17 protein-coding genes are annotated in these 19,058 nt (G+C 74.1%); 12 read left to right on the top strand and 5 right to left on the bottom strand.

From position 1 onward, the window contains the following. The first annotated feature begins 13 nt into the window (after positions 1-13). A complete protein-coding gene (locus tag DS079_RS04000) occupies positions 14-1,687 on the top strand; it encodes an ABC-ATPase domain-containing protein (RefSeq protein WP_126985013.1) in 1,674 nt (557 codons plus the stop codon). On the opposite strand, the gene DS079_RS03995 is transcribed toward DS079_RS04000, so the two are convergent. Further along, positions 1,688-3,103: an FAD-binding oxidoreductase gene (locus DS079_RS03995; protein WP_126985011.1), complete on the bottom strand. Its 1,416-nt coding sequence runs from the start codon at positions 3,101-3,103 to the stop codon at positions 1,688-1,690. A gap of 301 nt (positions 3,104-3,404) precedes the next feature. Between DS079_RS03995 and DS079_RS03990 the strand changes: the two genes are divergently transcribed. From DS079_RS03990 to DS079_RS03980, 3 genes are all read left to right on the top strand, one after another. Then, positions 3,405-4,055 carry a VOC family protein gene (locus DS079_RS03990; protein ID WP_126985009.1) on the top strand — a complete coding sequence of 217 codons (651 nt, stop codon included), beginning with the start codon at positions 3,405-3,407 and terminating at the stop codon, positions 4,053-4,055. 500 nt (positions 4,056-4,555) lie between these two features. Continuing rightward, positions 4,556-5,086 carry a Dps family protein gene (locus DS079_RS03985; protein WP_126985007.1) on the top strand — a complete coding sequence of 177 codons (531 nt, stop codon included), beginning with the start codon at positions 4,556-4,558 and terminating at the stop codon, positions 5,084-5,086. A gap of 54 nt (positions 5,087-5,140) precedes the next feature. Continuing rightward, positions 5,141-6,025 (top strand): hypothetical protein, encoded by an 885-nt coding sequence (locus tag DS079_RS03980; RefSeq protein WP_126985005.1) that lies wholly within the window; start codon positions 5,141-5,143, stop codon positions 6,023-6,025. A 129-nt stretch (positions 6,026-6,154) separates the two neighbouring features. Here the strand turns inward: DS079_RS03980 and DS079_RS03975 are convergent, their stop codons facing one another. Further along, complete coding sequence (locus tag DS079_RS03975; protein WP_126985003.1) at positions 6,155-6,355, bottom strand: CsbD family protein; 201 nt, start codon at positions 6,353-6,355, stop codon at positions 6,155-6,157. 334 nt (positions 6,356-6,689) lie between these two features. Here DS079_RS03975 and DS079_RS03970 point away from each other — a divergent pair, with 334 nt between their 5' ends. From DS079_RS03970 to DS079_RS03950, 5 genes are all read left to right on the top strand, one after another. After that, positions 6,690-7,787 (top strand): 3-deoxy-7-phosphoheptulonate synthase, encoded by a 1,098-nt coding sequence (locus DS079_RS03970; RefSeq protein ID WP_126985001.1) that lies wholly within the window; start codon positions 6,690-6,692, stop codon positions 7,785-7,787. Positions 7,788-7,966: 179 nt separating this feature from the next. After that, positions 7,967-9,670: a carbon starvation CstA family protein gene (locus tag DS079_RS03965; protein WP_126984999.1), complete on the top strand. Its 1,704-nt coding sequence runs from the start codon at positions 7,967-7,969 to the stop codon at positions 9,668-9,670. Further along, positions 9,667-9,930, top strand: coding sequence for a cory-CC-star protein (locus DS079_RS03960; RefSeq protein WP_010549912.1), 264 nt, complete (start codon positions 9,667-9,669; stop codon positions 9,928-9,930). Before DS079_RS03965 ends, DS079_RS03960 begins: the two co-directional genes overlap by 4 nt. Then, positions 9,921-10,982, top strand: a complete 1,062-nt coding sequence (locus DS079_RS03955; RefSeq protein WP_126984997.1) for an ArsA family ATPase — start codon at positions 9,921-9,923, stop codon at positions 10,980-10,982. Before DS079_RS03960 ends, DS079_RS03955 begins: the two co-directional genes overlap by 10 nt. Before the next feature lie 55 nt (positions 10,983-11,037). Beyond that, positions 11,038-12,078: a LacI family DNA-binding transcriptional regulator gene (locus DS079_RS03950; protein WP_126984995.1), complete on the top strand. Its 1,041-nt coding sequence runs from the start codon at positions 11,038-11,040 to the stop codon at positions 12,076-12,078. 4 nt (positions 12,079-12,082) lie between these two features. Here the strand turns inward: DS079_RS03950 and DS079_RS03945 are convergent, their stop codons facing one another. The 3 genes from DS079_RS03945 to DS079_RS03935 all read right to left on the bottom strand — a co-directional run bounded on the left by DS079_RS03945 (position 12,083) and on the right by DS079_RS03935 (position 15,722). Beyond that, positions 12,083-13,567 carry a DHA2 family efflux MFS transporter permease subunit gene (locus DS079_RS03945; RefSeq protein WP_126984993.1) on the bottom strand — a complete coding sequence of 495 codons (1,485 nt, stop codon included), beginning with the start codon at positions 13,565-13,567 and terminating at the stop codon, positions 12,083-12,085. Between the two features lie 161 nt (positions 13,568-13,728). Further along, positions 13,729-14,442, bottom strand: coding sequence for a response regulator (locus DS079_RS03940; protein WP_126984991.1), 714 nt, complete (start codon positions 14,440-14,442; stop codon positions 13,729-13,731). Further along, positions 14,439-15,722, bottom strand: coding sequence for a sensor histidine kinase (locus DS079_RS03935; RefSeq protein WP_241237528.1), 1,284 nt, complete (start codon positions 15,720-15,722; stop codon positions 14,439-14,441). Before DS079_RS03935 ends, DS079_RS03940 begins: the two co-directional genes overlap by 4 nt. 102 nt (positions 15,723-15,824) lie before the next feature. Between DS079_RS03935 and DS079_RS03930 the strand changes: the two genes are divergently transcribed. The 3 genes from DS079_RS03930 to DS079_RS03920 all read left to right on the top strand — a co-directional run bounded on the left by DS079_RS03930 (position 15,825) and on the right by DS079_RS03920 (position 18,884). Then, entirely contained in the window at positions 15,825-16,574 is a 750-nt protein-coding gene (locus DS079_RS03930; protein ID WP_010549918.1) for a GAP family protein, read from the top strand. 113 nt (positions 16,575-16,687) lie between these two features. Beyond that, positions 16,688-17,587, top strand: coding sequence for a substrate-binding domain-containing protein (locus DS079_RS03925; protein ID WP_126984989.1), 900 nt, complete (start codon positions 16,688-16,690; stop codon positions 17,585-17,587). Beyond that, complete coding sequence (locus DS079_RS03920; RefSeq protein ID WP_126984987.1) at positions 17,577-18,884, top strand: alpha/beta fold hydrolase; 1,308 nt, start codon at positions 17,577-17,579, stop codon at positions 18,882-18,884. Before DS079_RS03925 ends, DS079_RS03920 begins: the two co-directional genes overlap by 11 nt. Positions 18,885-19,058: the final 174 nt, after the last annotated feature.

The following is a 19,058-nucleotide window of genomic DNA, read 5'->3' as shown; positions in this document are numbered from 1 at the left end:
CATGGGCCGGGCGATGACCTCCGACTCCGCCCGCCTCACCCAGCTCCTCTCCTCGATCGACGGCCGCGGCTACGGCTCCTACAAGCAGCTGCGCGGCAGCTACGACCTGGGCACGTGCCGACTCCTGATCGACCACGTGCAGGCCGACCCCTTCGCGCCGCCCTCGCTCATGCGCCTGGTCGTGGACCGGGCCGCGGCGGGCTTCCCGGAGGACCTCCTCGCCGACCGGCACGGACACGTCGCGACCTCTGACTTCCTGGCGCGGGCGCTCACCGAGACCGCCTCGCACAGCGGGGAGCGGGTCGACGTCGGCGCCCCGGGCCAGGAGGTGCTCGAGCGCACCACCATCGCCGTCGCCGACGACGGGATCGAGGCGCGCCTCGCGGCCGAGCTGCCCGCCTCCGGCCGCCGCATCCAGGGCCGACGCGCTGCGCGCCTGCTCACCGAGGACCTGCCCCGGATCGCCGAGGCCGTCCTGTTCCACGCCCGCCACGACGCGGAGGCGCTGCGCGCCCATGTCGCCCTCCACCGCGACCAGGAGGCGCTGCGCGACCGGCTCGCCGGGCGGGGTCTCGTGGCCCTCGTTGGCGACGGCGCGATCCTGCCCCGCCGCTCCGGAGACTCCGAGCTGCCGCTGATCGAGGACGCAGTCCCCTTCGAGAGCCCGGCCTCGCTGCGCGTCGAGATCGATCTGCCCAGCGGCCGACGGGTGAGCGGCATGGGCATCCCCGAGGGGGTCACCGTCATCGTCGGCGGCGGCTTCCACGGCAAGTCCACGCTGCTGCGCGCCCTCGAACGCGGCATCCATCCGCACGTGGCGGGCGACGGCCGCGAATGGGTGATCACCCGGGCCGACGCCGCCGCGATCCGCGCCGAGGACGGCCGGGCCGTGACCGGCGTCGACATCTCCCCGTTCATCAGCGGGCTGCCCTCGGGGACCGACACCCGCTCCTTCACCACCTCGAACGCCTCGGGCTCCACCTCACAGGCTGCCTCGCTGATCGAGGCGGCCGACGCCGGCGCGTCGGCGCTGCTGATCGACGAGGACACCTCCGCCACGAACTTCATGCTCCGCGACGCGAGGATGCGCGCGCTGATCCCCTCCGAGCGCGAACCGATCACCCCGTTCGTGGATCGTGTCCGGCCCCTGTTCGCCGAGCGCGGGGTCTCCACCGTGCTGGTCGCGGGCGGCTCCGGCGCCTTCTTCGACGTCGCCGACCACGTGATCGCGATGGACTCCTACGCCCCCTGCGACGTCACCGCCGAGGCCCGCGCCCTCGCCGAGGAGGCGCAGCCCCCGGCAGCGCCCGTGTTCACCGCGCCGCGGCCCCGGCTGCCGGACCCGGTCTCCCTCCGCCCCGCGGACGCCCGCAAGCCCGCCTCCGCCCGCGGCCGCGACACGATCCGGCTCGGCCGCGAGCACCTCGACCTCTCCGCCGTCTCCCAGCTGCTCGATCCCGCGCAGACCCAGGGCGTCGCCCACGCCCTGGACCGCCTCGCGGACCTGCTCGCCGAGGACGGTCGGCTCCCGCTCGAGGACGCGGTCCAGGTGCTCGTCGACCGGATCGAGAGCGGCGGCCTCGAGACCCTCTCGCCCCACCGCGGCCATCCCGGCCATCTCGCCCGGCCCCGCGCGCTCGAGATCCACGCCGCAGTGAACCGGTGGCGGGGCCTGCGGCTGGTCTGATCACTGCGGCGCCACGTTGAGGGTGCGGCGGAACATGTTCCCCGGGTCGTAGACCTGCTTGACCCGCTGCAGGCGCCGGTAGGTCTCCGCCCCGTACGCCTCGCGGGTCACCTCGGGCACGGGCCGGGTCCGCTCGATGGAGCGGAAGTTGACGTACTCGCCGCGCTCACGCAGCCGGGCGAGCTCGGCCGCGGCCCGCTCGGCGAAGGCGCGGAAGCGGGCGTCCTCCCCGGGGTCCTGCCAGGCGAGATGGATCGAGACCATGAGCCGCCCGCCGCGGTGAGGGAAGGCGGTCGCCCCCTCCGGCACGCGGGCGAACGCCCCGCCGAGCAGGTGCAGGTCCAGGCTCGCGCCCGGCCCGGGCAGCGCCTCGGCGACGGCGGCGAGAGCGTCGAGCACCTCCTCGTCCAGGCTGCGGAAGCTCGCGTTGCGCCAGAGCCCGCGCGCCCCGGTCGGCACCGCCTCGCTGCGCGCGCCCTGCCAGGCCTCCCAGCTGACAGGCCCGATCAGCTCGCGGTCCGGAGGCAGCGCGCGGCGCAGCGCGCCGATCAGCGCCTCGCCCGCGGCATGGTCCTCGTCGATCCAGACGCTGTGGATCGCCAGCCACGAAGCGTCCCCGAACCCGCCCTCGGGCGGCGGCGAGGCGACCGAGACCACCGCGGCGAGCTCGTCGGGCAGGTCGCGGCTCCAGCGCTCGAAGGCGCCGAGCGCTCGCCGCCACTGCGCCCGTCGGTAGTACAGGCTCGCTCCGAGCACCGTCTCCGGCATCGGCACGGCCCGGTAGGTGAACGCGGTGACCACGCCGAAGTTCCCGCCCCCGCCGCGCAGGGCCCAGAACAGGTCCCGGTGCTCCTCCTCGCTCGCGCGCACGAGCCGGCCGTCGGCGAGGAGCACGTCGGCGGCCTCGAGCCGGTCCAGGCTGAGCCCGGCCTTCCGCGACAGCCAGCCCACCCCGCCGCCGAGGGTCATCCCGGCGATGCCGGGGGAGGGGACGGTGCCCAGCGGCACGGCGAGCCGGTGCGGCGCGGTCGCGGCGTCTACGTCCCCGACCCGCGCCCCGGGCGCGGCCGTGACCAGGTGGGCCGCGGGATCGACGGTGACCTCGCGCAGCGCGCCGAGATCCAGCACGATCCCGTCGTCGACGGTGCCGAGCCCTGCGACGGAGTGCCCGCCGCCGCGCACTGCGAGCGGCAGGCCCGTCTCCCGCACGGCCTCCAGCACGGGCAGCACGTCGTCCACCGTCGCGGCGCGCACCACCAGGTAGGGGAAGCGGTCCTCGCGCCCGTTCCACACCGCCCGCGCCGCGTCGTAGTCCGGATGGCCGGGCTCCACGACCTCGCCCGCGACCCGGTCGCGCAGCCGGTCCAGGGCCGCGCGTGCTTCCGGGATCGGATCCTCGCCCGTCTTCCATGTCATGGCCTGGCGACCTCCTGGAATGGTGGGCGAACAGAGCGCCCATGACCAAGGAAGGGTGCCGGGACGCACCGCCCGGGCGCCCTCCGCGGACTGTGCCTGACCAGCGGGCGGGCGGCCCGTCGGCAGGCGGGTGGAGCTGATCTCGACGGTACTGCGCGGCGAGGGGGAGGGCAACGGGCCTCCCGCTCGTGGTGCCCTGGCACGTCGACGCCTATGACCGCACCGACGCGGCCGATGCTCATCCCGGCCGCGCGAGGTGGCAGGCTGGGCACACCCGCCCCACCCCGGACGAAGGAGCACCATGTCCGTCCCCCATCTGCTCGACCACATCGTCATCGCCGGCCCCGACCTCGCCGAGACCGTCGAGTGGTTCCGCGAGCTCACCGGCGTCACCCCCGCACCCGGCGGCAGTCACCCCACCGGCACCGCGAACGCCCTGGTCGCCCTCACCGTCGGCGGCGAGCGACGCCCGCACTACCTCGAGCTGATCGGCCCCGACCCGGAGCGCGAGGGGGAGGAGCTGCCGAAGACCTTCAGCATCAACCGGCTGAAGCGCCCCACCCTGATCACCTACGCCGTGCACCCCGAGGGCATCGACCAGGTCGCCGAGCGCTCCCGCGCCGCCGGCGTCGATCCCGGCCCCGTCGAGGACCTCTCCCGCACCACGGCGGGCGGCGAGCTGCTGCAGTGGCGGCTCACGCAGGCCCGCGCCCCGCGCAACTACGGCGTCCCCTTCCTCATCGACTGGGGCACCACCGAGCAGCCCGGCCTCACCGACCTGCCCACGATCGAGCTGGTCTCCTTCGAGCGCATCGAGGTCAAGCCCGAGCCGCTGAAGAAGGCGCTGGCCGCGCTCGACCTCGGCGACGGCGTCGCTCCGGTCCACGAGGGCCCCGGCTCTCGCTTCGTTCTCCAGCTGCGCACCGAGGACGGGCGCGAGATCGAAATCTGAGACGGTCCACGGCCGCCCCGGCGTCCTCCTGCCGGGGGTGCGTGCCGCATGTGGTCAGGTGATGGCGCATGGCGTACCGCTATGCCTATATAGGCGTACTGGTACGCCACACGCCAGTACTCGACCATGGCTCGAGGACCAGGGCGCGAGGAACGGGGCTCGAGGACCAGAGTGCGAGGAACGGGGCCCGTAGCCCAGGGTGCGAGGCGTCGGGCTCGCAGCCGGGCACAAGAGCCGACGCGCGCGCGGCACTGGAAACACAGGCACGCGGCTCGGAAGCACTGGCCGGGCCTGCACGGCACTGCCCCGCCCGATCAGGACGCGCCGTCCTTCCTGCCGTGCCGGATCTCGGCCCTCCTGCGGCGCCCGCCGGCGGGCGCCACCTCGACCGCTCGGCCCGGAATCTTGCCGTGCCCGGTGCCGCTGATTAGCGTGCCGAGCAGTGATCGCGGTCCGTGGACCTCGCGGATCGCGCAGGTCATCGACAAGGAGGACCTCTCATGAATGACACCGTCACCGTCCCCGATCCGGCCGGATCGACGCGCACCGGGCGCGAGAACGCCGAGCAGGGCTTCCTCGCCCCCGCCGCACTCACCAAGAATCTCCAGGCCGTCCTGGTGGACCTCACGGCCCTGCACCTCGTGGGCAAGCAGGCGCACTGGAACATCGTGGGCCCGAACTTCCGTGACCTGCACCTGAACCTCGACGAGGTGGTCGCCATCGCCCGCACGAGCGCCGACGACGTCGCCGAGCGCATGCGCGCCCTCCACGCCGCGCCCGATGCCCGCCCGGCGGTGGTCGCCGAGCAGAGCACGCTGCCCGAGTTCCCCCAGGGCGAGGTGCTCACGCACGATGCGATCGACCTGATGACTGCGTCCATCGAGGGGACCGTGGGCACGATGCGCTCGGTCCACGACGAGGTGGACGAGGCGGATCCCACCTCCGCGGACATCCTGCACGGGATCATCGAGAAGCTCGAGCAGCAGGCCTGGTTCCTCAGCGCGGAGACCCGCACCCCGAAGGAGCGCTGACCCTCACGTCCTCGGCGATCGCCACCGGCACGGCGCGCCGTCATCATGGACGTCATGAGGGAGACGCACAGCTCGCGAGATGACCGCCCCGTTCCCGACGACCTGTCGGTCGTCTTCTCCGCCGCCCCGGCACCGGAGGCCGAGAACGCCGCGCCCGCCGACGCCGCCGCGCTCACCGGCTGGCCGTGGTTCCTCCCCCAGGACGGGCTGCGGCACGAGGACCTGGTCCATGCGGTCGACGAGGACCCGCGGGACGCGGCCGAGTCGCTCGCACGGATCCCGCTGGTGCGCAGGGCCGTGACCCTGCTCGAGCACATCGGCTCCGGCCGTCCGCTCACCTCGGAGGGCGAGCTCGACCCGGCCGACGTGCGCGCGCTCGCGGCGGCCATGGACCTCGACCTCGACGAGCAGGAGCCGGTCTCGATGCGCGAGATCGGGGCGATCGTCGGCCCCTGGAACTCCCTGATCGCCGGGAAGTGGCTCAGAGTGAGCGGCGGCGAGGTCGTGCCCGGAGAGGGGATGGTGCCCGCGGCGGCGCGGTCCGAGCATCCGGTGGCCTTCGTCCGCTTCGCCCGCGCCGTGATCGTGCTGCTGGTCCTCGAGAGCCTTCGACAGGGCGGTGAGGAGGGTGGGCTGTTCGGCGGCTCGGACACCTTCACCGCCCTGCTGCACACGGTCGCGCCCGGCGGGCTCCTGCTCCCGGCGACGATCCGCATCGCCCTCGATCAGGGCCTGGTGCCGGCCGATCCCGCCGGCGACCCGGACATGGACGAGATCAACCGGTACTGGCAGGCGGAGCGCGACCTCGGCACGCTCGCCGCCTACGGGCTGCTGCACCGGGAGCCGCTCCCGGACGGGCAGGCCGTCCGGTATCTCGGCACCGTCGAGGTGATGGTCGAGGCGTACGGCGCGCTGGAGATGTTCGAGGATCCCGACTGAGCGTCACCGTGGCCGTGAGCCCCGTGGCTCCGCGCGGCGGTGACGCCGGAGCGCGCGACGAGGGCGGCCCCACCCGATGGAGCCGCCCTCATCGACGGAGACGTGCCTCGGGCCTCGGCCCGGCGGCGATCAGTCCTTCTTATCGAGGCCGTTCAGCGCGCCCTTGACGGTGTCGCGGGCGTCCTGGAGCTTGTCCTTCGCGTCGGCCTTGCCCTGCTGGGCCTGGCCCTCGGCCTGGGTCTCCTTGTCGCCGGTCAGCTTGCCGAGGCCCTCCTTGGCCTGGCCGCCCAGCTTGTCCTTGCTGTTCTCGAACTTCTCGTCGGTGCTCATCGCGGACCTCCTCGATCGAGTGGACGCACGGCTCCCGTGCGATGGCTCGAGCCTACGCGCCGCCCCTGCACGCCGTCCGACCCTCCGGTCGATCGGCTCGGCCTCACTTCTCCTCCTCGACTCCCGAGATGTCGCGGGCGCCGGAGGCGTGTAGGGTCCCTCCCATGCAGAAGCGTTGGCAGTTCTATGCGAAGTCGGCTCCGGAGGGGCCGGCCGCCGTATAGCGCCACCGACCCTCTCCAGAGCCGACAAGGGCAGAGCATCCGCTCTGCCCTTCGCCATTCCCGGCGGGCTCTGCAGCAGCGGGTCCGCCCCCACCCGGAGGACAGGATCCATGACCCTTCTCGCCACCACCACCGTCCAGGCCGACACCGACGTCGCCCCCGACCGCCACGTCGCGAGCTTCACCGCGCTGCCCACCCCCGCCGAGCTCCGCGCCGAGATGCCGCTGACCGGCGTCTCCGCCGCCCAGGTCGCCGCGCACCGCGAGCAGATCCGCGACGTGCTCGCCGGCGCGGACGACCGCCTGCTGGTCGTCGTCGGCCCCTGCTCGATCCATGACCCGGAGGCGGGGCTCGACTACGCCCGAGGGCTCGCCGAGCTGCGCGCCGAGATGCAGGACGACCTGCTGCTGGTGATGCGCACCTACTTCGAGAAGCCGCGCACCACCGTCGGCTGGAAGGGCCTGATCAACGACCCGCACCTGGACGGCTCCCACGACATCGCCGCGGGGCTGCGCACGGCCCGCGCCTTCCTCCGCGACGTCACCGCGCTCGGCCTGCCCGCCGCGACCGAGTTCCTCGAGCCGATCAGTCCCCAGTACATCACCGACCTCGTCAGCTGGGGCGCGATCGGGGCGCGCACCACCGAGTCGCAGATCCACCGCCAGCTCGCCTCGGGGCTGTCCATGCCGATCGGGTTCAAGAACGGCACCGACGGCGGGATCCAGGTCGCGCTCGACGCGCTCGGCGCGGCCTCCGCCCCGCAGTCCTTCCTCGGCATCGGGGCCGACGGGAGGGCGGCGCTGGTCGCCACGACCGGCAACCCCGACCTCTCCCTCATCCTGCGTGGCGGGGCCGACGGACCGAACTTCGCTCCCGCCCAGGTCGCGGAGGCCGCGGGTCGGCTTGAGGCGGCCGGACTGCCGCAGCGCCTGATCATCGACGCCTCCCACGCCAACAGCGGCAAGGACCACGTGCGCCAGCGCGAGGTCGCGGGGCTGCTGGCCGAGCAGGTCGCGACCGACGGCGCCGCGATCGCCGGGATCATGCTCGAGAGCAACCTCCTCGGCGGCGCGCAGAAGCTCGACCCCGAGGTCGGCCCCGTCGGGCTCGTCCGCGGCCGCTCGGTGACCGATGCCTGCATGGGCTGGGACGCGACCGAGGAGGCGCTGCGCGAGCTCGCCGCCGGGGCGCGCCGCCGACGGGGCTGAGCGACTCGGTCTCCCGGCGCCGGTGCGGAGTTCGAGCTCCGTGCGTCGGCCGGGCCCCTGCCCTAGAGTGGACCCACGCGCTCGACGAGGACGCGGAGGAGCCGGAGGCCGAGGGAGGTCGCCCGTCCCCGCACCACGGCGGCCGCGCTTCCCGCCCCCGCCCCGAAGGACGACTCCTCGTGAACTCCCTGGTCCTCGCCATCGTGGGAGTCGGCATGATGATCGCCGGCTACCTGCTGTACTCGCGCTATCTCTCCAAGAAGGTGTACCGGCTCGACGCCGACTTCCGCACCCCCGCCCATGAGCTGCAGGACGGGGTCGACTACGTCCCCACCAACAAGTTCGTGCTGTGGGGCCACCACTTCACCTCCGTCGCCGGCGCCTCGCCGATCGTCGGCCCCGCCGTCGCCGTGATCTGGGGCTGGGGCCCCGCCTTCCTCTGGGTCACCCTCGGCACCGTGTTCTTCGCGGGCATGCACGACCTCGGCGCGCTGTGGGCCTCGACCCGCAACCGCGGCCAGTCCATCGGCACCCTCGCCGCGAAGTACATCGGCCGCCGCGGCAGCCGGCTGTTCCTCGTGGTGATCTTCCTGCTGCTGCTCATGGTCAACACGGTCTTCGCCGTGGTGATCTCGGGGCTGCTGGTCTCGACCCCGTCGGCCGTGATCCCCACCTGGGGAGCGCTCGTGGTCGCGGTGCTGGTGGGGCAGGCGATCTACCGCCTGAAATGGAACCTGCCGATCGTGTCGGTGGTGGGCGTGGTCGCCCTGTACAGCCTGATCCTGCTCGGCGACCGGTTCCCCGTCGCGCTGCCGGAGGGCTTCCTCGGCATCGGCGCCGAGCCGTTCTGGATCCTGGTGCTGTTCCTCTACGCGGGCATCGCCTCGATGCTGCCGGTGTGGGTGCTGCTGCAGCCGCGCGACTACATCAACGGCCTGCAGCTGTTCGTCGGCCTGACCCTGCTGTACGGCGCGGTGCTGATCTTCCGCCCCGAGGTCGTCGCCCCCATGCTCAACCAGGCCGTGCCCGAGGGGACCCCGGGCATGATGCCGCTGCTGTTCGTCACCGTCGCCTGCGGCGCGATCTCCGGCTTCCACGGCATCGTCTCCTCCGGCACCTCCTCCAAGCAGCTGGACAAGGAGACCGACGCGCGGTTCGTGGGCTACTTCGGCGCCGTGGGCGAGGGCCTGCTCGCGCTCGGCGCGATCATCGCGACCACCGCCGGCTTCCGCACCCTCGCCGACTGGGAGGCGGTCTATTCCGCGTTCAACGAGGGCGGCGTCGAGGCGTTCGTCGCCGGCGGCGGCTCCATCCTGAACGCGGGCCTCGGCATCCCGACCTCTCTGTCCGCCACGATCCTCGCCACCATGGCGGTGCTCTTCGCCGCCACCACCATGGACACCGGGGTGCGCCTGCAGCGCTTCGTGGTCCAGGAGATCGGGCAGATCCTGGGCCTGCGGCTCGGCACCTTGGTCGCGACCGTGATCGTGCTCGTGGTGTGCCTGGCCCTCGCCTTCGGCGCCGGTTCCGGGGGCACTGGTGGCATGGTGATCTGGCCGCTGTTCGGCACCACCAACCAGATCCTCGCCGCGCTGACCCTGGCGATCCTCGCCGTGATGCTCACCCGCAAGCGTCGCCCGGTGCTGCCGGTCCTGCTGCCGCTGCTGTTCGTGCTCTTCGTGAGCGTGTTCGCGCTGCTGGTGCAGGTGGGTCAGTACGCGGCCGAGGGCAGCTGGCTGCTGCTGGTGCTCGACGTCATCATCCTCGTCGCCGCGGTGTGGGTGATCGTCGAGTCCGCGATCGCGCTGACCCGCGCCCGGACGGAGCCGCCCGAGGTCGAGGGCGCCGACGAGGAGCCGCTCGAGGACTCCTCGGTCCGATGACGGCCTCGTCCCGTCTGCGCGCCCTGGCCGAGGGGCTGCACGAGTTCTACGTCGGCCCCTACCGGCGCACCTTCGCCCGCGCGCAGCGGGACGAGGACGACCTGTTCCGCATGCTCGTGATGAGCGAGATGCTCGGCGTCCCGAACCCCGCCTCCTACTACACGGCCGAGCTGCTCCCGGTCCTCTACGACGGCTTCCATGACTGGCACCGCAGGATGGGGATGGAGCGCTCGCCGCTGGAGGAGTACCGATGCTGCTGAGCCTCGCGCAGTCCCGCCGCGTGCTGTTCCTCGGCGGGAAGGGCGGGGTCGGCAAGACGACCATCGCCTCGGCGGTCGCTCTCGACGCCGCCCGGTCCGGCAGGCGCGTCCTGGTCGTCTCGACCGACCCCGCCCACAACCTCGGCCATCTGTGGGAGCGGCGCATCGGCGACCGGGTCACGCCGCTGGCCGACGGGGCGGGCGGCGGAGCGGTCCACGGCATCGAGATCGACCCCGACGCGACCACCGACCAGCACCTGCGCGACGTCGCCACCACCCTCAAGCGGCTCATGCCCCGCACCCTCCACGGCGAGGTCGACAAGCACATGGACCTCTCCCGCCGCTCCCCGGGCACCCACGAGGCCGCGGTGCTCGAGCGGATGACCGAGCTGGTCGAGCGGGGGCGGGAGGAGTTCGACCTGGTCGTCCTCGACACCGCCCCGAGCGGCCACACAGCCCGCCTGATGGCGCTGCCGGAGGTGATGACCGCCTGGACCGACGGGCTGCTCGCCCGGCGGGAGAAGTCCGCCCGGCTGGGCGCGGCACGGCGCGGACTGGAACGGCGCGGACCCGGCCGACGAGGGGAGGGCGACCTCGGCGCCTCCGTGCTCGGCTCCACCGCGCCGCGGGACCCGCTCGAGGAGCGGGACGAGGAGATCCGTGCGATCCTGCTGCGCCGCCGCGACCGGCTCGCCGGACTGCGGGAGACCCTCACCGACCCGGCCGTCACCTCCTTCGCGATCGTGCTGGCGGCCGAACGGCTGCCGGTGCTCGAGACGATCGAGCTGCACGAGGAGCTCACCCGGACCGGGGTCCACGTCGGCGCGCTCGTGGTGAACAAGCGCTCGCCCTCGGACCGCGGGGACTTCCTCGCCCGCCGCCGCGCGGTGGAGGGGGAGCATCTCGCCACCCTCCACTCCGCGCTGCCCGAGGTGCCGTGCCAGGAGGTCCCGCTGGGGGAGGAGGACGTCGTCGGCCCCGCGGCACTCGCCCGCTTCGCCGGGCTGCTCGCCCCCGCGACCGCCGACGGCCCCGGGCCGCGCCGCGGCTAGACTCGCGGGACCCGCGCCGGACGGCGCGAGGAGACGTGCCGAGGAGGACCGCCGCATGACCAGTGACGACGGCGGTCGGCCGCCGCGCGGCCCCGTGACCCTCGCGGACGTCGCCCGCGAGGCCGGCGTCTCGATCGCGACCGCGTCCTTCGTGCTCTCGGGCCGCGGCGGACTGCGCTCGGCGGGCTCCGCCGCGACGAAGGCGAAGGTGCGCGCCGCCGCGGAGCAGCTCGGCTACGTCCCCAACCGTCACGCGCAGGCCATGCGCACCGGCCGCGGCGGCGGGATCGTGCTGGCGCTGGGCACTCTGGAGGACCCCTGGGGCGTGCAGCTCGCCACCCGGGTCCGCGACCGGGCCCTGGCGCACGAGCTGTCCACCCTGGTCCTCGCCGACGAGCGCTGGTACGAGTACCTCCTCGGCGCCTCCGCCGACGCCGCCCTCGTCACCAGCATCGACTTCGTCCCCGGCGGGCCCGAGCAGATGCGGCGCCTGGCCGGCTCGACCCAGACGGGGCTGGTGGCCTTCAGCGCACAGATGGAGCCCGAGGGCTTCGACGTCGTCTCCTCCTCGCCGCTGCCCGCCATCGGCAGCGCCTACCAGCGGCTGCGCTCACGGCACGAACGGGTGCACCTGCTCGCCCCGGAGGTCGACCGGCCCGGCGGCGTCCTCGCCCATCAGCGCACCCGTGCCTTCCTCGAGGCGGCCCGCGCCCACGGCGACGACGCCGAGGCGCTCGTGCACGTCGTGCCCGAGGGCAGCCACGACACCTACCGCGCGGCGCTCGACTGGCTCGCGGACCCGGAGCGGCCCGAGGCGGTCGTCTGCTTCACCGGCTACCAGGCGGTGGCGCTGCAGCTCGCGGCCGAGCGGGCGGGCCTGTCGGTCCCGGACGACCTCGAGTTCGTCGCGATCGGCGACATCCCCGCCAGCTCGGAGTTCTTCGGCCCGATCAGCGTCTACGGCGTCGAGGACGTCTTCTCGCGGCTGGCCGGGATCCTGGTGGACCGGGCGGTGGACCGCACCGACCGGCCCGGGACCAAGCACGTCTTCGACTGGCGCTTCTTCCCCGGCACCACCACGGCCGACGACGCCTGAGCGGTCAGGCGGCCTGCGGCCGCCGCAGCGTCGTCGCGAGCAGCGCCGCGATCGAGCACATCACGCCGCCGGCGACGAAGGCCCAGGTCGCGCCCGAGGCCTGGGCGAGCTCGGCGCCCGCCCCGGACTCCGCCGCGACCGCCGCGCCGAGGGTCAGCAGCGCGATGAACACCGCGGTGCCGAGCGCCCCGGCGAGCTGCTGCAGGGTGTTGAGGATCGCGGACCCGTGGCCGTACAGCTCCTTCGGCAGCGCACCGAGGGACAGCGCCATCAGCGGCGTCATCACCATGGACATGCCGATCCCGAGCGGCACGTTCAGCGCGATGACCAGCCCCTGGGTGGCGTCGCCGTCCAGCAGCAGCATCGACGCCCAGCTCACCAGCGCCATCAGCGCCGCGCCGGGCAGCACCAGCGGCAGCGGGCCGACCCGGTCGTAGAGCGCGCCGACCAACGGCCCGAGCAGCCCCGAGGCCGCCGCGCCGGGCAGCATCGTCAGCCCCACGGCGAGGGTCGACATGCCGAGCGCCCCGGTCATGTACAGCGGCAGCGCCACGACGGTGCCGAGCATCGTGGCGAAGCACAGCAGGATCACCAGCAGGGAGACCAGGTAGGTGCGCACCGTCAGCGGGCGCAGGTCCAGCAGCGGCTCCTGGCCCCGCGCGCGCATCCGCACCTGCCGCGCGGCGAACACCGCGAGGGAGAGCAGGCCCGCGGCGGCGGCGAGCAGCGGCACCAGACGCGCATGCCCGTCGACGATCGCGCTGATCGAGGCGAGGGCGTAGATCACGCCGCCGAAGCCGATCGCGGAGAGCACCACGGAGAGCACGTCCAGGCGCACCGCGCGCGGCTCGGTGTAGTTGCGGATGAACAGCAGCCCGATCACCAGTGCGACCACGATGATCGGCAGCATCATCACGAACAGGTGGTGCCAGGTGCCGTGGGCGAGGATGGCGCCGGAGATCGTCGGCCCGAGCGCGGGCGCCGCTGAGATCACCACGCCCACCAGACCCATCACCAGGCCGCGGGAGCGCAGCGGGACGAGCGCGAGGACGGTGGTCATCAGCAGCGGCAGCACCATCGCGGTGCCCGCCGCCTGGATCACGCGCGCCCCGAGCAGCACGGGGAAGCTCGGCGCGATGACGGCCAGCGCCGTCCCGGCGAGGAACAGCGCCATCGCCAGGAGGAACACCGAGCGCACCGACAGGCGCGTCATGAGGAAGCCGGTGGTCGGGATGACCACGGCCATGGTGAGCATGAAGCCGGTGGAGAGCCACTGCGCGGTCACGGCGGTGATCGACAGATCCTCCATCAGCACCGGCAGCGCGACCGAGAGCAGCGTCTCGTTGAGGATCATGACGAAGGCGGAGACCACGAGCACGGCGATGATCGGCGTGACCCGGGTCGTCGCGGCGGGCTCGGGGGCGGAGGTCGAGGGGCCGGCGTCCACGGCGGGCAGCTCACCGGTCGGGGTGGGGGAGGGGGCGTGCATGGCTGGCGCGCTTTCGTCGAGTGCGGTCCGACGGGCCGGGACCGGAAGGCCACCCGTCGGAGGGGCGGCGGACGAGGTCCGGGCCCGCATAGATCGTCCCATGCGGCCCTGCTTCTCGTCACCGTGATATCAGGGACAGAGGGGCGGCTGGGCAGGGACGATCAGGAGCCTCGGTGCTGCTGCCACCACAGCGCCGCCTGCACCCGGGAGTTCAGGCCCAGCTTCATCAGCGCATGGGAGAGATGGGACTTCACGGTCGTGATCTCGACGAACAGCTCGCGGGCGATCTGCTGGTTCGTCAGCCCCTGCGCGACCAGCGCCAGCACCTCCTCCTCCCGCCGGGTGAGCGCGGGCTCCGGGGTGGCGGGCGCCGGATCGAGAGGCGGGGCCCCGTCGGGTGCACCGCCCTCCCGGCCCCGCAGCGCCGAGAGCACGGTGCGGGTCGCGGCCGCCGAGAGCACCGCGTCGCCGCGATGCACATCCCGCACCGCGGCGAGGATCCGCTGCGGGTCCTCGGACTTCACGAGATAGCCGTCGGCCCCCGCCGCGAGCGCGCCGAGCACGAACTCGTCGAGGTCGAAGCCGGAGATCACCAGCACGCTCGCCCCGGTCTCCCGCAGCCGCGGCGTGATCTCGATGCCGGTCGCCCCGGGCATCCGCACGTCGGTGAGCACCACGTCGGGGCGGTGGGCGCGGGCGGCCTCGAGGGCGGCGGGGCCGTCGGCCGCTTCGGCGACCACGGTGACGTCCGGGGCGGAGCCCAGCAGCGCGACCAGCCCGGAGCGCACGGCGGGATGGTCCTCGGCGACGACCACCCGGATCGGAGCGGAGGAGGGGCGGTCGGACGCCGCAGGGGAGGGGGACGGATCGGTCATCGCGGCGAGGCCTCCGTGGCGGTGAGAGTCGTGCCGGTCAGGGGCGGTTCGGCCGGCGGGTCGCCCGATGCGTCGACCGGGAGCACCGCCTCCACGCGCCACCCCGGGGGCCCGTCCGCGTCCGGGACCGGGCCCGAGCTCGCCGTCCCGCCGACCGCGAGCGCCCGGTGCGCGAGGGCCGCACGCCCCATCCCGGCCCCCAGCGGCTCCGCACCGTCGCGGCCGTTGACCAGCTCGATCCGCACCGCGCCCTCCTGGATCCCCGCCGTGAGCCGGATCGGCGCCCGGCCGTGCCGCACCGCATTGGTCACCGCCTCCGCCCCGATCCGCAGCGCCGCGGCCTGCACCGCGGGCCCCACCCGGGCGGGATCGGTGAGCGCGTGCGCGATCTCGATCTGGGCCGACGGGTCCCGCGCCCGCAGACGCGCGGCGAGGGAGGGCCAGTCCAGGGTGGCGCTCGGCAGGGTGCCGGTGCCCTCGTCGGCGAGCACCCCGATCATCGAGCGCAGATCCCGCAGCGCGGCCTGGGCGGAGGAGCGGGAGGCGGCCAGGGAACCCTCCCTCGCCTCGCGATCCTCGAGCGAGGCGGCGAGGGAGGAGTGGAGGGCGACGGCGCTGAGATGGCCGGCGATGACGTCGTGCAGGTCGTGGGCGATCCAGCGCCGCTCCGCCTCGACGGCCTGCGCGGCCCGGCTCTCGGCGAGCTCGTGCTCGAGGCCTGCCAGGCGCTCGGCCGCGCCGCGCGCCTCCCGGTGGTGGCGCACCTCCCATCCCCACAGCAGCGGCGTGCTCGCCATCAGCCCGGCGATCATCGCCACGAGGAACACCGCCGGTCCCGGCAGGCCCCCGAGCAGCGCCGCGAGCATCGCGGCCGCCGCGGCGGCGATCGAGATCGCGGTGCAGGTGCGAGCCTCCCGCCGCGAGCCGTGCATGACGGGCACGAACAGCGCCTCGCACAGCAGGAAGTAGGCGGAGATCTGCCCGCCGCCGATGATCTCCGCGGTCGCAAGCGGCCCGGCGACGACGAAGGGCACCAGCGGGCGGCTGCGTCGCCAGCACAGGCTCGCGCACGCCGTCAGCAGCAGCGCGACCGAGACCCCCCGAGACCACTGCGGGCCCTCGCCGAGGAAGCCCGAGTTCGAGATCCCGGAGAGGGCCAGCCCGACGACGAGCGCCGCATAGATCCCCGCGGTCAGCAGGTCGCGCCCCGTGACCCGCGGCGCGCCGACGGCGGCGGTGTCGGGGGCGGCGGAGGCGTCGGCACGGACGTCGGCGGGCATGGTGCGAGCCTACGCGGCCGCGCCCGCCCGGCCTCGGGCCTCCGCCGGGTCTCGTCCCAAGGGAGGAGGACCGGCGCGCTCACCGCCGCGCACGATGGAGCCATGGACCAGCTCGCCTCCCTCGCCGGCCCGCTCGGGCTCGTGGTGCTCGCCCTCGTCGACTCGACCTCGATGGGCACCCTCGTCATCCCCCTCATCCTGCTCGTGGTGGGGGAGGGCGGGGCCCGCCGCGTCGCCGGGCGCACCCTGCTGTACCTCGCGGTGATCGGGGTGTTCTACCTGCTGCTCGGTGTGGCGCTGCTCGCCGGCCTGCTCCCGCTCATGGAGCGCCTCGGCCACCTGCTCGCGGCCCCGCAGACCATGGTGCTGCTCGCCGCCGCCGGGGCGGCCCTGCTGTGGTGGTCCTTCCGACTCGACCCGAAGGCCATCGCCAAGCGCGGCGGGGACCCGGAGGCGTCCGCGCGGCGATGGACCGCCCGCGCCCGCCGCGCCTCGGGACGGCCCTCCGCGCTGGTCCCCCTCGCCCTCGGAGCGGGCCTGATCGAGGCGGCCTCGATGATCCCCTATCTCGCAGCGCTCGGGATCATCGCGGACATGGGCATCGGCCTGCCCCGCGGGGCGCTCGTGCTCCTCGGCTACTGCGCGGTGATGATCCTGCCGGCCCTCCTGCTGTGCGGTGCGCGGGTGCTGCTGGGGGAGCGCGGCGACCGATTCCTCGAGCGGGTCCACGACGGGGCGGTGCGCCACGCGAGCGGCGCCTTCTCCTGGACGGTGGGGATCATCGGCGTGATCCTGCTGCTGAACACCGCAGGTCCGGCGATCGGCTGGCTGAGCGGGGGAGCCATCGCCTGACCTCGTGCGAGGGCTCTGCGACGAAGAACGGGACATCGCTGTGACCAGCGTGTACTCTGCTACCTTGTGGTCATTTCGGCCGCAATGCCCGTTTCTCACGGAGGTGCCTGCCGATGGTCGCAGCGAACTACGACGACGCCGCACCTCCGGCCGCCGCGAGACGGGGCGGGGGCGTCGTCCTGGCGCTCAGCAGCCTGGGTGATCCGTGGGGCGTTCAGCTCACCAGCCAGGTGCGTCAGGACGCGCTGTGCACGGGCCTGTCCACGCTGGTCCTCACCGACCCGCGCTGGTACGAGCACCTCCTCGGCGCCGAGGCCGACGCCGCGCTGCTCACCGCGATCGATCTCGAGCAGGACGGTCCGCGCCGCGTGCGCAGCCTCTCCGACCGCACCCGCAGCGGCCTCGTCGCCTTCAGCGCGCAGATGGAGCCCGAGCGCTTCGACGTGGTCAGCTCCAGCCCCGTCCCCGCCGTGCATCACGCCTATGCCCGCCTCCGCGCCCGCCACGACCGCGTCCACCTCCTCGCCCCCGATCTGCGCTCCCGGCCTGGCGGCGTGCTCAGCATGCCCCGCGTCGCCGCCTTCGTCGACGCCGTCGCCGTCCACGACGACGCTCCGGCCGAGCAGCACATGCGCCTGACCCCGGAGGGAACCCGCGGCACCTTCGAGATCGCCCTGGACTGGCTGAACGGCCCCGACCGCCCCTCCGCTGTCCTCTGCTACACCGGATACCAGGCCGTCGCCCTCCGCCTCGCCGCGGCGCGGGCCGGGGTGGAGGTCCCGGAGGAGCTCGAGATCATCGCCATCGGCGACGTCCCCGCCGAGGCCGAGCTGCTCGGCCCGATCAGCTACTACGGCGTCGACGACGTCTTCGCGCGCCTGTCCGGGGTGGTCGTGGACCGCGCCGTCGAGCGCGGCGACCGCCCCGGCCGCCTGCACCGCTTCGACTGGGAGTACTTCCCCGGCACCACCACCCGCGACGACGAGACCCCCAGGAATCCCGATGACCGCTGAGACCGCCCGCCCCGCACGCACCGACTGGACCCTGCCGGGCCTCGCGCTCGCCGACCTCACCCTCCCCGTCCCGCTGGACCATGCCGACCCCGCCGGGCCCTCGATCGAGCTCTTCGCCCGCCTCGTCACCCGGCCCGGCGGCGAGGACCTCCCCGTCCTCGTCTACCTCCAGGGCGGGCCCGGCTCCGAGGCGCCGCGGCCCCTGGCCCCCGCCTCCCCGCCCTGGCTGCCGCGCGCCCTGCGTGAGCACCGCGTGCTCATGCTCGACCAGCGCGGCACCGGCCGCTCCACCCCCGTCGGACCCGACGCCCCGCTGCCCGAGGGCACGATCCCCGGCGCCCGCACGCTGCGCGAGGCGAGCCCCGCTCAGCAGGCCCGCTATCTCACCTTCTTCCGCGCCGACGCGATCGTGGCCGACGCCGAGCTGCTGCGCGAGGCGCTGGACCTTCCCCGCTGGTCGCTGCTGGGGCAGTCCTTCGGCGGGTTCACCACCCTGCGCTATCTCTCCGCCGCCGCGGGCAGCGTCGAGAAGGCCCTGTTCACGGGCGGTCTCCCCACCGTCGGCCCTCACATGGACCAGGTCTACGCCACGACGTGGGAGGGCATGATCGCCCGCTCCGAGAGGTACTGGGCCCGCTTCCCCGGCGACCGCGACCGCTTCCGCCGCCTCGCCGACGAGGCCGCCGCGGGCCGGCTGCGCGCCCCGGGCGGGAGGCGCATCGGCGTCGAGTCCCTGCGCCGTCTCGGCCACCTGCTCGGGGCCTCCCAGGGCGCCGAGCGTCTCCACCTCCTGCTGGACCTCGACCCCGCCTCCCCGGCCTTCGCCCACGATCTCGCCGCAGCCCTGCCCTTCTCCGGCCGGAACCCGCTGTACGCGGTGATCCACGAGAGCTGCTGGGCCGACGGGGTCGCCACCCGCTGGGCCGCGGACCGCACCATGCCCGCCGCGGTCGCGGAGGACCCGACGCTCCTGGCCGGCGAGCACATCCACCGCGACCTGTTCGCCGAGGACCCCGAGCTCGCCGTGTGGGCCGAGGCGGCGGACCTCCTCGCCGCGCACGAATGGCCCCGCCTCTACGACGAGCAGGCCCTGCGCGCGACCGAGGTGCCCGGCGCCGCCGCCGTCTACTACGACGACGCCTACGTCCCCCGCGAGCACTCGATGACCACCGCCGCGCTGCTGCCCGGCCTGCGCACCTGGGTCACCAGCGAGTACGAGCACAACGGCCTGCGCGCGAGCGGCGAGGGCGTGCTCGACCACCTCCTCGACCTCGCCACGGGGCTGCGCGCCGCCTGACCCCCGCCCTCACCCCCCTGATCAGCAGAAAGGGGACTCCAGCGGCACGCCGCGGCGCTGAGCTCCTCGCCGTGCCGCTGGAATCCCCTTTCTGCAGGGGCCCGCCGTTCCTCCCCACGCCGCCCCGTCCACATCTCTCGCCTGCCGGCCCCGTCGAGATCGAGATCCGGGGAC

Source organism: Brachybacterium paraconglomeratum, from assembly GCF_003994255.1.
Classification (GTDB): Bacteria; Actinomycetota; Actinomycetes; order Actinomycetales; family Dermabacteraceae; genus Brachybacterium; species Brachybacterium conglomeratum.
The sequence above is the reverse complement of the archived record's forward strand: the minus strand, read 5'-3'. Positions and strand labels throughout refer to the sequence as shown.

Coding starts and splice junctions, on each gene's coding strand:
- DS079_RS03950 (WP_126984995.1), top strand. CDS start 11,038: ATGACCAGTGACGACGGCGGTCGGCCGCCGCGCGGCCCCGTGACCCTC.
- DS079_RS03945 (WP_126984993.1), bottom strand. CDS start 13,567: ATGCACGCCCCCTCCCCCACCCCGACCGGTGAGCTGCCCGCCGTGGAC.
- DS079_RS03995 (WP_126985011.1), bottom strand. CDS start 3,103: ATGACATGGAAGACGGGCGAGGATCCGATCCCGGAAGCACGCGCGGCC.
- DS079_RS03940 (WP_126984991.1), bottom strand. CDS start 14,442: ATGACCGATCCGTCCCCCTCCCCTGCGGCGTCCGACCGCCCCTCCTCC.
- DS079_RS04000 (WP_126985013.1), top strand. CDS start 14: ATGACCTCCGACTCCGCCCGCCTCACCCAGCTCCTCTCCTCGATCGAC.
- DS079_RS03960 (WP_010549912.1), top strand. CDS start 9,667: ATGACGGCCTCGTCCCGTCTGCGCGCCCTGGCCGAGGGGCTGCACGAG.
- DS079_RS03925 (WP_126984989.1), top strand. CDS start 16,688: ATGGTCGCAGCGAACTACGACGACGCCGCACCTCCGGCCGCCGCGAGA.
- DS079_RS03930 (WP_010549918.1), top strand. CDS start 15,825: ATGGACCAGCTCGCCTCCCTCGCCGGCCCGCTCGGGCTCGTGGTGCTC.
- DS079_RS03920 (WP_126984987.1), top strand. CDS start 17,577: ATGACCGCTGAGACCGCCCGCCCCGCACGCACCGACTGGACCCTGCCG.
- DS079_RS03985 (WP_126985007.1), top strand. CDS start 4,556: ATGAATGACACCGTCACCGTCCCCGATCCGGCCGGATCGACGCGCACC.
- DS079_RS03990 (WP_126985009.1), top strand. CDS start 3,405: ATGTCCGTCCCCCATCTGCTCGACCACATCGTCATCGCCGGCCCCGAC.
- DS079_RS03955 (WP_126984997.1), top strand. CDS start 9,921: ATGCTGCTGAGCCTCGCGCAGTCCCGCCGCGTGCTGTTCCTCGGCGGG.
- DS079_RS03975 (WP_126985003.1), bottom strand. CDS start 6,355: ATGAGCACCGACGAGAAGTTCGAGAACAGCAAGGACAAGCTGGGCGGC.
- DS079_RS03970 (WP_126985001.1), top strand. CDS start 6,690: ATGACCCTTCTCGCCACCACCACCGTCCAGGCCGACACCGACGTCGCC.
- DS079_RS03935 (WP_241237528.1), bottom strand. CDS start 15,722: ATGCCCGCCGACGTCCGTGCCGACGCCTCCGCCGCCCCCGACACCGCC.
- DS079_RS03980 (WP_126985005.1), top strand. CDS start 5,141: ATGAGGGAGACGCACAGCTCGCGAGATGACCGCCCCGTTCCCGACGAC.